The sequence below is a fragment of the Rugamonas apoptosis genome (assembly GCF_014042355.1).
Taxonomy (GTDB): domain Bacteria; phylum Pseudomonadota; class Gammaproteobacteria; order Burkholderiales; family Burkholderiaceae_D; genus Rugamonas; species Rugamonas apoptosis.
Window position 1 is genome coordinate 1 of the sequence record NZ_JACEZU010000001.1, and the last position, 13,129, is coordinate 13,129.

Annotated in this window: 11 protein-coding genes; 6 read left to right on the plus strand and 5 right to left on the minus strand. The window is 64.2% G+C overall.

The annotated features are described in order from the left end of the window. Window positions 1–124 precede the first annotated feature (124 nt). The 3 genes from H3H39_RS00005 to H3H39_RS00015 form a co-directional block, all read right to left on the minus strand. On the minus strand, window positions 125–331 hold the full coding sequence (locus H3H39_RS00005; protein WP_182151230.1) for a hypothetical protein: 207 nt from the start codon (window positions 329–331) through the stop codon (window positions 125–127). A gap of 315 nt (window positions 332–646) precedes the next feature. Continuing rightward, a complete protein-coding gene (locus H3H39_RS00010) occupies window positions 647–1,129 on the minus strand; it encodes a hypothetical protein (RefSeq protein ID WP_182151231.1) in 483 nt (160 codons plus the stop codon). 83 nt (window positions 1,130–1,212) lie between these two features. Further along, entirely contained in the window at window positions 1,213–1,614 is a 402-nt protein-coding gene (locus H3H39_RS00015; protein ID WP_182151232.1) for a hypothetical protein, read from the minus strand. A 183-nt stretch (window positions 1,615–1,797) separates the two neighbouring features. Here H3H39_RS00015 and H3H39_RS00020 point away from each other — a divergent pair, with 183 nt between their 5' ends. The 4 genes from H3H39_RS00020 (at window position 1,798) to H3H39_RS00035 (ending at window position 7,695) form a co-directional block, all read left to right on the plus strand. Continuing rightward, window positions 1,798–3,429, plus strand: coding sequence for a M28 family peptidase (locus H3H39_RS00020; protein WP_182151233.1), 1,632 nt, complete (start codon window positions 1,798–1,800; stop codon window positions 3,427–3,429). 143 nt (window positions 3,430–3,572) lie between these two features. Next, window positions 3,573–6,470 (plus strand): DUF6701 domain-containing protein, encoded by a 2,898-nt coding sequence (locus tag H3H39_RS00025; protein WP_182151234.1) that lies wholly within the window; start codon window positions 3,573–3,575, stop codon window positions 6,468–6,470. A gap of 54 nt (window positions 6,471–6,524) precedes the next feature. Then, the gene (locus H3H39_RS00030) at window positions 6,525–7,223 is read left to right on the plus strand and encodes a dienelactone hydrolase family protein (RefSeq protein WP_182151235.1); all 699 of its coding nucleotides are present in this window, start codon (window positions 6,525–6,527) and stop codon (window positions 7,221–7,223) included. A 22-nt stretch (window positions 7,224–7,245) separates the two neighbouring features. Then, complete coding sequence (locus H3H39_RS00035; protein WP_182151236.1) at window positions 7,246–7,695, plus strand: thioesterase family protein; 450 nt, start codon at window positions 7,246–7,248, stop codon at window positions 7,693–7,695. A gap of 86 nt (window positions 7,696–7,781) precedes the next feature. Here H3H39_RS00035 and H3H39_RS00040 read toward each other — a convergent pair whose 3' ends face one another. Further along, window positions 7,782–8,276 (minus strand): DUF3016 domain-containing protein, encoded by a 495-nt coding sequence (locus H3H39_RS00040; RefSeq protein WP_182151237.1) that lies wholly within the window; start codon window positions 8,274–8,276, stop codon window positions 7,782–7,784. A 233-nt stretch (window positions 8,277–8,509) separates the two neighbouring features. On the opposite strand from H3H39_RS00040, the gene H3H39_RS00045 reads away from it, so the two are divergent. Then, window positions 8,510–10,477 carry a PhoX family protein gene (locus H3H39_RS00045; protein ID WP_182151238.1) on the plus strand — a complete coding sequence of 656 codons (1,968 nt, stop codon included), beginning with the start codon at window positions 8,510–8,512 and terminating at the stop codon, window positions 10,475–10,477. A 409-nt stretch (window positions 10,478–10,886) separates the two neighbouring features. Continuing rightward, complete coding sequence (locus H3H39_RS00050; protein ID WP_182151239.1) at window positions 10,887–12,392, plus strand: response regulator; 1,506 nt, start codon at window positions 10,887–10,889, stop codon at window positions 12,390–12,392. A 22-nt stretch (window positions 12,393–12,414) separates the two neighbouring features. Here the strand turns inward: H3H39_RS00050 and H3H39_RS00055 are convergent, their stop codons facing one another. Then, window positions 12,415–12,969 carry a nitrogen fixation protein NifQ gene (locus tag H3H39_RS00055; RefSeq protein WP_182151240.1) on the minus strand — a complete coding sequence of 185 codons (555 nt, stop codon included), beginning with the start codon at window positions 12,967–12,969 and terminating at the stop codon, window positions 12,415–12,417. Window positions 12,970–13,129: the final 160 nt, after the last annotated feature.

Consider the following 13,129-nt stretch of genomic DNA (forward strand, 5'->3'; position numbering starts at 1 on the left):
CCCATGTGCCAGCACCAGTTTGACCGCCTCGGCCCGGAATTCCGGCGTGTATGTTGTTGATCTCATGATTTCACTCCCTTCGACAAGTTTATCAAATGGAAGTGTCCGAAAATGTCAGGCTACCTCAGACGTTCTTCCATTGGAACCCGCGCACTGGCTGTCCATTCGTGCGCAGTTCAAACCGTTCCATGTCGATTTTCAGCCAATGTAGGATCAGTTCCTTGACGAAGGCATCAGGCTTTACGCCGGGGCGGGTGTCCAATAAATGAAACTCCAGATTCGTAAAGTCCGCCAGCGGCAGGTGGATGACGTGCGTGGGTTGATATTCCATGATGTCCTCCTTTAGAAATCGTACTAAAAGTTGGACAGCGGAACTGGAAATTGGTTCGTTTTAGACTTTCGCCGTCCAAAAATCGACCGAATTAGATTTGCGCCTCGATTTTTTAGACCGTTTCAGGCAGCGACTTGCTTGTATTAGATCGGATTAGATTCTTTTCGCTTCAAAGAGACCGAATTAGACGAGGGCCAAATTTTTGATAGCGGCCCCCTATCGCGCATGGCTCCGGGCTCGCGGCCATCCGGGCGGCGCAAATAAAAAAAGGACAGGGCGCGAACCCTGTCCTTCTTCACTTCGATACCGGGCGGATTATTTCGTCGCTACTTTCGCGGCCGGAGCGGCGGGTGCTGGCGCTGCCGCAGGTGCTGCGTGTGCTGCAGGTGCTGCCTGTGCTGCGGGAGCGGCTTGCGCCACCGGTGCGGCTGGTGCGGCGGGGACCGTCTTTGCCACTGGTGCGGCAACAGGTGCTGGCGCCGCCGACTCGCTCACCTTGGCCGCATCCTTGGCTTCGGTCTTGGCCTTGGCCGCTTTCGCGGCCTTGTGGTGATGCGATTTCACCTTGGCTTCCTTGGTCTCGGTCTTGACGCCTTCCGTACCCTCGCCGGTGGTGGCGGTTACCTTGGTGTCCTTGGCTTCCGCTTTGACGGCGGCAGGCTTGGCTTCCTTGGTGGCGACCTTGGCGGCGACGGGTGCGCTGCTGGCCGTGGTGGCGGTCGCGGCGGGCGCAGGAGCCTGAGCGAAAGCGGCGGTGGCGAACAGGGTGGCGATCAGGGCGGAGATAATTTTGCTCATGGTAGGTATCCTTTAAACAGTGATGTATGTCGTTATTTGGCGGTGCTGTACTGCGTTCTGATGTGCGTCGAATCCGGTGCTGATTACTTGGTGACGACAGCTTCCTTGCTGGCTACCTTGCCTGCTTCGGCGGCGGGTTTGGCCTTGCCTTCTTCTGCCTTCTTGTGTTCTTTGGTTTCCTTGGTTTTTTCAACCTTGGCTTCCGTCTTCACTTCGGTCTTGGCGGCCTTGGCGTCAGCTTTCACATCGGCCTTGTCGGCTTTCGCTTCGGTTTTGCCAGCGGCCTTTTCGGCTTTCGCGTCGGTCTTGGCGACGACCTTGGTGTCCTTGACTTCCGCCTTGACGGCGGCCTTGCTGTCTTTCGCTTCGGCTTTCACCGCGACTGGCGCGCTGACGGCGGCGGTGGTGGCGCTGGCGGTTGGCGCTTGTGCGAAGGCAGCGGTAGCGAACAGGCCGGCGATCAGGGAAGCGATAATTTTGGTCATGATGTGTAATCCTTTTCTGGTTTTCGGCGCCGGGAGAATTCCCGTGTCACTGAGCAGAAAACGGCGCCCGCCACGCTCCAGTTGACGGGTATTACAACCTCTTACCGAGTCTTACAATCGCTTACAACCTTGGGGACCATGCAGTAAGATGGCAGCCCATATCCCTCACCCGCTGGAGCCGCCATGCGCCTTACCCCGTTCGCCATCGCCGCCGGACTTGTCCTGGCATCGTCCGCCATCCACGCCCAACCGCAGCAGCCGGTGGTCAGCGAGGCGCCGCTGCGCGCCCACCTTGCGTTCCTGGCCGACGATTTGCTCGAAGGGCGCGGCACGGGCCAGCGTGGCGGCGAGCTGGCAGTGCGCTACCTGGAGACGCAGGCAGCCATCATCGGCCTCAAACCGCTGGTGGGCGCCGGCTACCGCCAGCCGGTGCGCATCGAAGGCAGCAAACTGCTGGAGGGCAGCACGCTGCGTTTCGATACGGGCCTGCAGGTGATCACGCCGGCCATCGGCAGCGAGATCGTGTTCGGCACGGCCAGCGGAAAACCGGAAGTGCAATTCGACGCGCCGCTGGTGTTCGTCGGCTACGGCGTGCGCGCGGAAGAGGAGCGCTGGGACGACTATAAGGGCGCTGACCTCAAAGGCAAGGTGCTGGTCATGATGGTCAACGATCCGCAGCCGACGGCCGAGGAGCCGAACCGATTCGCCGGCAAGGCCTACACTTATTACGGCCGCTGGCTGTACAAGTACGAGGAAGCGGTGCGCCAGGGCGCGGCCGGGGTGCTGCTGATCCACACCACGCCGTCAGCGTCCTACCCATGGAGCGTGCCGGCCAATGGTTTCAGCCATGAACGCTTCCACCTGGCCGGCGCCGGCAATCCGGTCGAAGGCTGGCTGCAGGAAGACACGGCGCGCGCCCTGTTCGCCGCCGCCGGACAGGATCTGGACGCGCTGCGCGCGCGCGCCGAAACCCGCGCCTTCGCCCCCGTGGACCTGAACATCAAAGTCCATGCGGAAGTGCGCAGCGCGATCCGCCAGGTCGAGCAGTTCAACGTGGCCGGCGTGGTGCCCGGAACAGATCCGAAGTTGAAGGCGGAAGCCGTGGTCTATTCGGCCCACTGGGACCACCTGGGCATGGATGAAGGGGCGCGCCGCGACGAACCCACCGACCATATCTGGAACGGCGCCATCGACAACGCCTCGGGCAGCGCGGCGCTGCTGGCCATGGCGGGCGAGGCGGTCAAGCATCCGGCCCGCCGTAGCCAGGTGTTCCTGTGGCCGGCGGCCGAGGAACAGGGCTTGCTGGGCAGCGCGGCCTATGTGCGGGAGCCGCTCTGGCCACTGAACAAAACGCTGGCCGACCTCAATCTGGACAGCATGAACTTCGTCGGCCCCACACGCGACATCGGCGTGGCCGGCGCCGAGCGCAGCACCTTGATCGACACGGCCGGCCAGGTGGCGCGCAAGATGGGGCTCAAGCTGGCGCCGTCCGTGCCCGACCTGTCGGGCGCCTACTTCCGGGCCGACCATTTCAATTTTGCCAAGGCCGGCGTACCCGCGTTCAACGTGGGTTCGGCCGTGTTCTCGGGCGATGGCTACTTTGAATTCGCGCGCGACCAGGAAGCCTCCAGCGCCAAGATGGTGGCGTTCAAGAAGGACTACCACCAGGTCAGCGACGAATACCATGCCGACTGGGATTTGTCGGGCATGGTACAGCAGGCCCAGTTCACGCTCAACCTGGGCTACGCGCTGGCCAACGGCAACGCCCTGCCCAGCTGGAAGGCGGGCGACGCATTCGGCAAGGTCAAACGCTAGCGTGACCGGAGCGGCGCGAACGGGTGGCGCGGGCCCGCTGCCGTGGCCCGCCCCCACGCCCACGCCGGCCGTGTTGTAAATGCCACAGGGCAACGGTTGGAATCAGCCTATAATCTGGGCAGGCCCGTCCATCCGATTCCAACATGTCCTCATTCCTGTCCCGCGCCGTGCCGCGCGCGCTGCTTCAGGCGCTGCGCCCGGCGCTACTGTTGGCCGCGCTGTCGCTGGCCGGCGCCGCCCATGCCGCCACCGACACCTATGACGGCGGCGCCGTCGCCGGCTGCAGCTTTGACGACCCCAGCAACACTTACAGCTGCACCGCGCTGTCGAGCTCCCATGACACCAGCATCGCCAGCGGCTACACAGTCAAGATCAGCAACGCCGGCACCACCAACATCGGTTCGACCCAGACCCTGACCATGGCGGGCGGCGCCAACCTGCAATTCGCCGGCGGCCTTACCCTGGCCACCAGCAATCTGGCCCTGACCGGGGGTACCCTGACCGTGGGCGGCAAGCTGACGCTGAGCATCGGCGCGGCCAGTCCCACCGTCAACATCACCGCCGGCACCGTCAACATCAGCGGCAGCGACGGCGCCGTAATCCATGGCACGGTCACCAGCGCCGGCGACCTCGCCTTCTATTCCAACATGCGCGTGACGGGCCTGGTGACGGCCAACAGCATCAGCATCGACAAGAAAATCGACGTGGTGGCCAATGTGCAGACCGGCACGCTGTCGTTGGCACTCCAATCCAGCCTCACGGGCAATGTCAACGCCAGCGGCGACGTGAGCATCGGTAATCACGCCGCTGTCTACGGTAACCTGACGGGCCATAACGTGGTGCTGGTCAATGCCTGCGCCTACATCAGCGGCAACGCGGCCGTCAACGCTATCAACATCGGCGCCCAAGGCTCGGTGGGCCAGACCATCACCTGTACCGGCCCTGGCGCCAGCGGCAGCAGCTGCGTCAGTGGCAAAACCAATAGCAACGGAAACGCCTGCCACCACAGCGGCGGTGGCGGCGGTGCCGCCGACCTGGACCACATCCTGATCAGCCACCCCGGCACCGCGCTGACCTGCGAACCGCAGGCCGTCACCGTCACGGCCTGCGCCGACGCCGCCTGCTCGACCCTCTACACTGATCCGGTCGATGTAACGCTCACGCCGGGCGGTCAGGTCGTCACGATCTCGGGCGGAGGCCCCACCAACGCCACCGTGCAGCAAAGCACGGCCGGCTCTGTCACGCTGTCGGCCAGCGCGGACGAAGCCAACAATGCCAGCACCTGCGCCAACACGGTAGCCAACAACAGCAGCTGCACCATGGTATTCGCCGACGCCGGCTTCAAATTCGGCACCATCGCCAACCATCGCGCCGAGCAGGTCCAGAGCTTCACGCTGCGTGCGCTCAAGGCCGGCGGCAACAGCAACGTGTGCTTGCCGCTGTTGACCGTCCCGCAGAACGTCAACTTCAGCTGTAACTATACCAACCCGTCCAGCGGTTTTGTTCCGGTGCGGGTGAACGGCGTGCCACTGGCCTCCGACGCCAATTCCAGCTGCGCCGCCGCTGGCGCCACCGTCAGCATGCCGTTCGATGGCAGCGGTACCGCCACCGCCACACTGCAATACGCCGACGCCGGCAGCATGACGTTGAAAGCCACGCTGATACCGCCCAGCGGCCCCTATACGGGCCTGGTGCTCACGGGCGCCAGTCTGCCCTTCATCGCGGCGCCCAGCAGCTTCAAATTCTCTGTTTCCAAGGACGTCGCCGGCATCATCACCAACAATCCGGCCGCCACCAACGAGACGGGTCCCGTGTTCATCGGCGCCGGCCAGCCGTTCCAAGTCAAACTGGAAGCAATCAACGCGGCAAATGCTGTGACCGTCAACTTCGGCAGCGAGTCGCCAGCCGAAAGCTACAAGCTGGCCCCCCCGGTGCTGGTGGCGCCAGCAGGCGGACATACGTCGGTCGTGACCGGCACCCTGGACGCCATAGTCAAGGGCAAGGGCGCCACGCCGGTGGCCACCATGAGCTGGGACGAGGTGGGCATCATCAACTTCGCCGCCGCACTGGCCAACCCCAGCGGCTACCTGAACTCCGGCATGGATGTGACAGGCAACGTCAACATCGGCCGCTTCATCCCCGACCATTTCGATACTGCCCTGAACGGCACCGTGCCCATGGCCTGCCCCGTCAATCCCACGTTCGGTACGCCTTGCCCGGCGCCCAACGCGGGCGGCAAGTTCGTGTATGCGGCCCAACCGTTCGACCTGAGCGTGAAGGCCTACAACAAGAGCGGCACCAGCACGCAAAACTATGAAGGCCTGTACGCCAAAACCATCACGCTGGCCGCCTTCAACGGGGCTGGCGCCAGCGGCGCGCTCAACCAAAATCCGCCCGGCGCGCCGGCCAACCTCACTTTTGCGACCATCGACGCCAGCCACTTCATCAAGGGCGTTGCCACAGCCGACCCGCCGACGTCGCCCGCCACGTTACCCGCCTATCAGTTCGCCACCGCCTATCCGGCCACCCCGCTGACGCAGCCCACCAATATCTGGCTGCGCGCCACCGACACGGACAACGCCACCTCGCTGCGCGGCGCGACCACCAACGAAGCGCTGGTGAGCGTGGTCAGCGGTCGCCTGTCGGTGGGTAACAGCTACGGCCCGGAAACGCTGCCCATGCCGGTGGTGGTACAGGCGCAATATTGGAGCGGCAGTGGTTGGGTCAACAATCCCGCCTACAGCAACGCCACGGTCGTGGCGCTGACGAACAACGTCACCTTCAGCAACTGCCAGAAGAACCTGGCCAACAGCGGCAGCAACACCTGCGCCGTGACCTTCACGCTGGCCAATGGCAACCTTGCGTTCGCGGGCGGCACCGGCAAGTTCACGGTGGCCGCTCCCGGCCATAACGGTTCGGTCGATATCACGCTGAGCAAGGGCGGCGTGCAAGCCATCCCCTACCTACCCAGCACCACGGGCCGCGCCACGTTCGGCGTGTTCCGCGCCGGTCCCGTGGTCTACCTGCGCGAAGTGTACTGACGCCGCGCCCCGATCTTTGGTAGCATGGCCCCTTTCCACCTTACGGGAGCCGCCATGGACACCACTTCCAGCTGGATCGACATACAAGCCGGCGACGGCCGCTTCGGCGCCTACCTGGCGCTGCCGCGCGGCGGCAAGGGGCCGGGCATCGTGCTGTTGCAGGAGATCTTCGGCGTCAATAGCCATATCCGCGCCGTGGCCGACCAGTACGCGGCCGACGGCTACGTGGTGCTGGCGCCGGACCTGTTCTGGCGCAGCGGCCCGCGCATCGAACTCGGTTACGACGACGTGAGCTGGGCGCGCGCCGTGGAACTGATGAACGCGACGGACGTGGACAAAGCCCAGCAGGACATCGGCCACACCGTGCGCGCGCTGCGGGCCCAGCCCGGTGTGCAGGGCAAGGTGGGGGCGATCGGCTTTTGCTTCGGCGGCCGGCTGGCCTACCACACGGCCGCCAACGGCCAGGTGGACGCGGCCGTGGCCTACTACGGCGGCGGCATCCACAACGCGCTGGGCCGGGCGCCGCAAGTCCGGATTCCGCTGCAGATGCATTTCGGCGCGCTCGACGCCCACATTCCGGCCGACGCCGTGGCCCGCATCGCCACCGCCTTCGAGGACAACGACGGGGTGGAAATCCACGTCTACGACCAGGCCCAGCACGGCTTCAACTGCAACCACCGCGCCAGCTACCAGCAGCGCGCGGCGGCCCAAGCCCATGGCAACACGCTCGTGTTCCTGAGCGACCACCTGTAATCACCCGTCACCCGGAACCACCATGGCCCGCCTCGTCCTCGACTTCCCTTCCCATTTATTCTGCTATTCCACCCAGCTGACGGTGCGCGTGACCGACATCAACGGCGCCAACCACCTGGGCAATGACTCCATGATCTCCATGCTGTCGGAAGCGCGGGCCCGCTTCCTGTACGACGCCGGCGTGCCGGAAGTGCAGCCGGACGGCACCGGCATCATGGTCACCGACCTGGCCACCACCTACCGGGCCGAGGCGCATGCGCGCGATCAGCTGCTGTTCGAGGTGGGGGTGATGGACTTTAACAAGTACGGCGGCGACATCATCTTCCGCGTCACGCGCCCGCGCGACCAGGCGCTGGTGGCCATGGCCAAATACGGCTTCGTGTTCTTCAATTACGCCAGCAGCAAGGTGGTCCCCATGCCGGACGATTTCGCGGCCCGCTTCCCGCAGGCGCTGGCGCTGGCGGCAAGTTAAGCTGCCAAACTGACGCGCAGGCCAAGTCCAGGTCGGGGCTCAGGCCAAGTCCTGCCCCGGGCTCAGGCTCAGGCCAAGCTGGCGGCCTAGCCAGCCTTGTGGGCCGGGGCGAATTCTTTCTGGAACCAGTCGTCCAGCATCTGCTTTTCATAGCGCAGCGCGTCGTCGCTCGGGTAGCGGTTCATGCGCTGCTGATACATCATGTTGGCCAGTTCGCTGTCGCCGCTGCGCAGCACCTTGCCGTCTTCCTCCAACGAGTAGCGCAAGTGCATATGGGGCCAGTCGGCGCCACCGCGCAGCACCCGGATGTCGTCCGGGCCCCAGCGGCGCGGATAGACCCAGCCCGCCAGGTCCACATCCAGTACTTCCACCTTCAAGGTCTGGCCGGCCGGCAGCTGCTTGCCCAGGTGGGTGAAATGGGCCGTCAAGTCCTTCATCACCTGCTCGCGTTCGCGCACGCCATACGGCACATCGCTGAACTGTTCCGGCTTGACGTAGGTGACACTCACTTCCGCCAGCGCGGCGCCGCAGGCGGCCAGCGCGAGCGCGGCTGCGGCCAGAATACGATAACGGGTAAGCATGATCCCTGTTCCTTTCATACGGATGGGCGGCCAAGCGCCACGTTTTCACTATAGCGCTTTTACCGGTGGCCAGTGCGGTTTGCATAACCTTGTTACCAATGTCACACCACTGTCATATCAAATCACTAATATCCCGCTCGTTGAGGCGCGCCACCGTCTCGCATGATGCCGCCGCACAGGCGCGGCACATGAATTGGCTTAACCCAGCTTATCACCACTACAGGATGCTTTTCATGCACGAGTCTCCCGATCTGTCCCGCCGCCGTCTGCTGCAATTCCTGTCCAGCGCCCCCCTGCTGCCGCTGGCCGGCGCGGGCAGCGCCTCCCTGCTGCTGTCGGCTTGCGGCGGTTCCTCCGCGGCCGACGCGGCTCCGGTGCCACCGTCCGTCACCCTGAGCTCGGTGACCTTCTCCGGCATGCCGGCCCTGAGCCTGGCCGACGCGGCCAAGATGGCCACCACCACGGTCGGCTCGGCCCTGCAAGCGGTCTACAGCGACGGCAGCAAGCGCAGCTACACGCTCCAGTATCAACCGTTCTTCATCACGGGCGCCCTGGTGCCCAACGGCAGCGGCGGCACCATCCTGGCCGGCGGCTACTACGACATCAACAACAAGCCCATCGTCGACAGCACCGACGCCGGCAAGCGCCAGTTCTTCTCCGACTGCCCGGACGGCACCTCGCTGCTCAAGCTGGACGCGCCCACCGTGGCCGGCGTGAAAGGCAATACCGTGTTCGCCGTGGTGCAGTTCGAATACACCACCCGCAACGTGGCCGGCGCCTCGATGTACGGCATGCTGCCGTCGCCGATCGCCGTGCTCACGCTGGACCAGGACAAGACCACCGGCGCCCTGAGCCTGGTGAAATACCACAACGTCGACACCAGCGCCGTGAACGGCCTGTGGATCACCTGCGGCGCCAGCCGCTCGCCGTGGAATACCCACCTGTCGAGCGAGGAATACGAGCCGGACGCCACCGCCATCGCCACCAACGCCCAGTTCGCCTCGTTCAGCACCAACCTGTTCGGCGACGCCGCCAAGGCCAATCCTTACCACTACGGCCACCTGCCGGAAGTGACGGTCAACCCGGACGGCACCGGCAGCATCAAGAAGCACTATTGCATGGGCCGCCTGTCGCACGAGCTGGTGCAAGTGATGCCCGACGAGCGCACCGCGCTGATGGGCGACGACGCCACCAACGGCGGCCTGTTCATGTTCGTGGCCGACCGCGCGCGCGACCTGTCGTCCGGCACGCTGTACGTGGCCAAGTGGGCCCAGAAGACGTCCGACAACGGCGGCTCGGCCGACCTCAGCTGGATCAAGCTGGGCAGCGCCACCAGCGCCGAGATCAAGGCCCTGGCCGACAAGCTCAAGGCGGCCGACATCCTGTCCGTCAAGACGGCCGACCCGGCCGACGCCAGCTACACCCAGATCCCGTTCAGCGGCAAGAAGAACTGGGTCAAGCTGGTGCCTGGCATGGAGAAGGCGGCCGCGTTCCTGGAAACCCACCGCTACGCCGCGCTCAAGGGCGCCAGCATGGGCTTCACCAAGATGGAAGGCACCACCGTCAACGCCAAGGACAAGATCGCCTATTCGGCCATGAGCTACATCAACGGCGCCATGAAGGATGGTTCGGGCGGCATCAAGGTGACCGGCCCCACTGCCGGCATCGTGTACGGCCTCAACCTCAAGGGCGGCCAGAAGGACACCACCGGCGCGGCCATCGACAGCGACTGGGTGCCGGTCGACATGGCCGCCGTGCCGGCCCTGGTGGGCGAGGACCTGGCCACGCCGGACGCGCTGGGCAACCTGGCCAACCCGGACAAGGTGGCCAATCCGGACAACATCAAGTTCTCGGAAAAACTGCGCACCCTGTTCATCGGCGAGGATAGCGGCCTGCACGTGAACAACTTCCTGTGGGCTTACAACGTCGACACCAAGAGCCTGACCCGTTTGCTGTCCACCCCGTCGGGCGCCGAATCGACCGGCTTGCACGCGGTCGACGACATCAACGGCTTCGCCTACATCATGAGCAACTTCCAGCACCCGGGCGACTGGGAAGTGACCAAGGATGCGGCCGGCAACGTCACCGGCGGCCTGCACTCGAAAGTGATGACCACGCTCGATCCGCTGATCCGCGCCAACTACCGCGACCGCTTCGGCGCGGCCGTGGGCTACCTGACCGGCCTGCCCGTGCTGAACTAAGCCAGCCCGCCCCGCGCCAGCGGGGCCGACAGCGCGCCATTGGGGACGCAGCACAATTGTGCTGCGTCCCCATTTCTTTTTTGCCGCACAGAACAATGCGGCGATGCCCAGGTTCTGAAAATTTTTTATCTGGAGATAGCAATATTGCCAAAAACGAAGTATTGTTTGGCTTGCATACAGCGCCATTATGTTGTCAGAAATGACATTAAATGCGCCGCGTTCCCTGCCCGATGTTGTATGGGCAGCGGTAATCATTATTGCTTGTTGTTAATGGTGACAGGTTGGGACTACAATCGAAAAAGTGTGCCCGAAAAATGCACGCCGCCTAGCAGTGCCTGGAAGTGAAACGCCCTATAGGTCAGCGCCTTTAGTATTGAGTCAGTCATGCCAATTTGCGGAACTCGTTCTTATGTCCTTTTTGTCTTCAGCATCGCCCAAGCTGCCTCCATGGAAAATCCTGCTGGTGGACGACGAACCCGATATCCATGACATCACCAAGCTGACCCTGTCCCGCTTCCGCCTGGAAGGGCGGGGCCTGACCTTCGTGCACGCCTACAGCGGCGCCGAGGCCAAGCAAGTGCTGGCGCGCGAAAGCGATATCGCGCTGGTGTTCCTGGACGTGGTGATGGAGCGCGAGGATTCCGGCCTGGAAGTGGCGCGCTGGATGCGCGAGGACCTGGACAACCAGTTCACCCGTATCGTGCTGCGCACCGGCCAGCCCGGCCAGGCGCCCGAGGAGCGGGTGATCGTCAATTATGATATCAATGATTACAAGGAAAAGACCGAGCTCGACCGCACCAAGCTGTTCACCACCACCTTCGCCGCCCTGCGCGCCTACCGCGACATCATGAAGGTGGAAGAGGCGCGGCGCGCCTCGCAGAATTACCGCGAAGGCCTGGAACGGGTGATCGCGGCCTCGGCCCACATCTTCCAGCAGCGCAATTTGAAAGACTTCGCCAACGGCTTGCTGCAGCAAGTGGTGGCCCTGCTGCGGCTGGAAAACAGCATGCTGCTGCGCCTGCGCGGCGCCACTGCCATCGGCGGCGAACACGAATACGAAATCCTGGCCCAGATCGGCGACGAAGATGGCGCCATCCTCAGCCCGGAAGTGCTGGCCCAGCTCGACGATGCGGAAAGCAACAAGATTTCCCGCATCCAGGGCGACACCTACGTCGGTTACTTCCCCAACGCCAGCGGCAAGGCGTCGCTGCTGGTGCTCAAGGGGGTGGAGGAAATCTCCGAGATCGACGCCAAGCTGCTGGAAGTGTTCTGCTCCGGCGTGGCGATCGCCTTCGACAACATCCTGCTCACGCAAGAGATCACCGACACCCAGGCCGAACTGATCCTGCGCCTGGGCGACGTGGTGGAATCGCGCTCCAACGAGGCCGGCAACCATGTGCGCCGCATGTCCGAGATCTGCCACCTGCTGGCCACGGCGTCCGGCCTGTCGGACGATGAGACGGCCGTGTTGCGCCACGCCGCGCCCATGCACGATATCGGCAAGATCGCCACCCCGGACGCGGTGCTGCTCAAGCCGGGCAAGCTCGACGCGGCCGAATGGGAAATCATGAAGCAGCATCCGGCCGTCGGCCTGTCCATCCTGGACGGCTCGCAGCGCCCCATCCTCAAGGCGGCCGCCGTGATCGCCCACCAGCACCACGAGAAATATGACGGCAGCGGCTACCCGCAAGGCTTGAAGGGCGAGAACATCCACCTGTATGCCCGCATCGTGGCGGTGGCCGACGTGTTCGACGCGCTGATGCACAAGCGCTGCTACAAGGAAGCGTGGCCAGTGGAGCAGGTGGTGGCCCACTTGCGCGAAGTGGCCGGCCATCACCTGGACCCGGTCTATGTCGAAGTGCTGTGCAAGAACATCGACCGGGCGCTGGCCATCAACGAGCGCTTCCCCGACTAAATGGCGTGATCGGCAGCGCGCCTCACACGAAGCCGGCGCCCAGCCGGGCGGCCGGCGCCGCGCCCAGTTCCTGCATCAGGAAGGGTTTCCACTGGCCGCGCCCGCCGTTACGCACATACAGCGGGCCAAAATAGCGCCGCAACAGCGCTTCCAGTTCCTCGCGCCCCGTCAATCCCAGGTCTTGCCACAGGAAGCGCTGTCCCAGGCAGGCGGCCGCCAGCGCGCGCGCCGCCCAGTCCGCATGGCAAGGGTCGGCGTCGGCGCCGCGCTGGGCCAGCAGCCGCGCCTGCAGCCGGTGAAACTCGGGCGGCGTGCACGCCAGCAGCGCCGCATATTTGCGCTCCGGGATGGGCTCGTGATAGTCGAGCGCGGGGAAACAGCAACCGGCCATGCGCAGCAGCGCCGGCTGGGACATGCCCAGCGTGCGCACGAACAGGGGCAGTTCGCCATCCTGGGCGTTGCGCAGCACGCCGGCCAGCGCGGCCAGCAGCAACGGTTCCGGTTTCAGTTCGACGGGCACGGCGGGGTCGACGGTCGGCAACAGCACGGCCGCCACAAACGGTATTGTTCCCGTCATGGCGCGGCACGCTGCGCGGTGGCGCGTGAGGTCATGGAGTCTCCTTTATTGTTGTCGCTCCATATACGCGAGTGCGTATCAGAGTCATTTCACAATCTTAATATACTTGCCACACATTTCGTGTGAAACATGAAGCTTGCGATTGTGAGCACAATCAAAT

Excerpts from the sequence above, each read along its gene's own strand:
- H3H39_RS00010 (WP_182151231.1), bottom strand. The coding sequence starts at position 1,129 with ATGAGCAAAATTATCTCCGCCCTGATCGCCACCCTGTTCGCCACCGCC.
- H3H39_RS00025 (WP_182151234.1), top strand. The coding sequence starts at position 3,573 with ATGTCCTCATTCCTGTCCCGCGCCGTGCCGCGCGCGCTGCTTCAGGCG.
- H3H39_RS00035 (WP_182151236.1), top strand. The coding sequence starts at position 7,246 with ATGGCCCGCCTCGTCCTCGACTTCCCTTCCCATTTATTCTGCTATTCC.
- H3H39_RS00015 (WP_182151232.1), bottom strand. The coding sequence starts at position 1,614 with ATGACCAAAATTATCGCTTCCCTGATCGCCGGCCTGTTCGCTACCGCT.
- H3H39_RS00005 (WP_182151230.1), bottom strand. The coding sequence starts at position 331 with ATGGAATATCAACCCACGCACGTCATCCACCTGCCGCTGGCGGACTTT.
- H3H39_RS00020 (WP_182151233.1), top strand. The coding sequence starts at position 1,798 with ATGCGCCTTACCCCGTTCGCCATCGCCGCCGGACTTGTCCTGGCATCG.
- H3H39_RS00055 (WP_182151240.1), bottom strand. The coding sequence starts at position 12,969 with ATGACGGGAACAATACCGTTTGTGGCGGCCGTGCTGTTGCCGACCGTC.
- H3H39_RS00030 (WP_182151235.1), top strand. The coding sequence starts at position 6,525 with ATGGACACCACTTCCAGCTGGATCGACATACAAGCCGGCGACGGCCGC.
- H3H39_RS00040 (WP_182151237.1), bottom strand. The coding sequence starts at position 8,276 with ATGCTTACCCGTTATCGTATTCTGGCCGCAGCCGCGCTCGCGCTGGCC.
- H3H39_RS00050 (WP_182151239.1), top strand. The coding sequence starts at position 10,887 with ATGTCCTTTTTGTCTTCAGCATCGCCCAAGCTGCCTCCATGGAAAATC.
- H3H39_RS00045 (WP_182151238.1), top strand. The coding sequence starts at position 8,510 with ATGCACGAGTCTCCCGATCTGTCCCGCCGCCGTCTGCTGCAATTCCTG.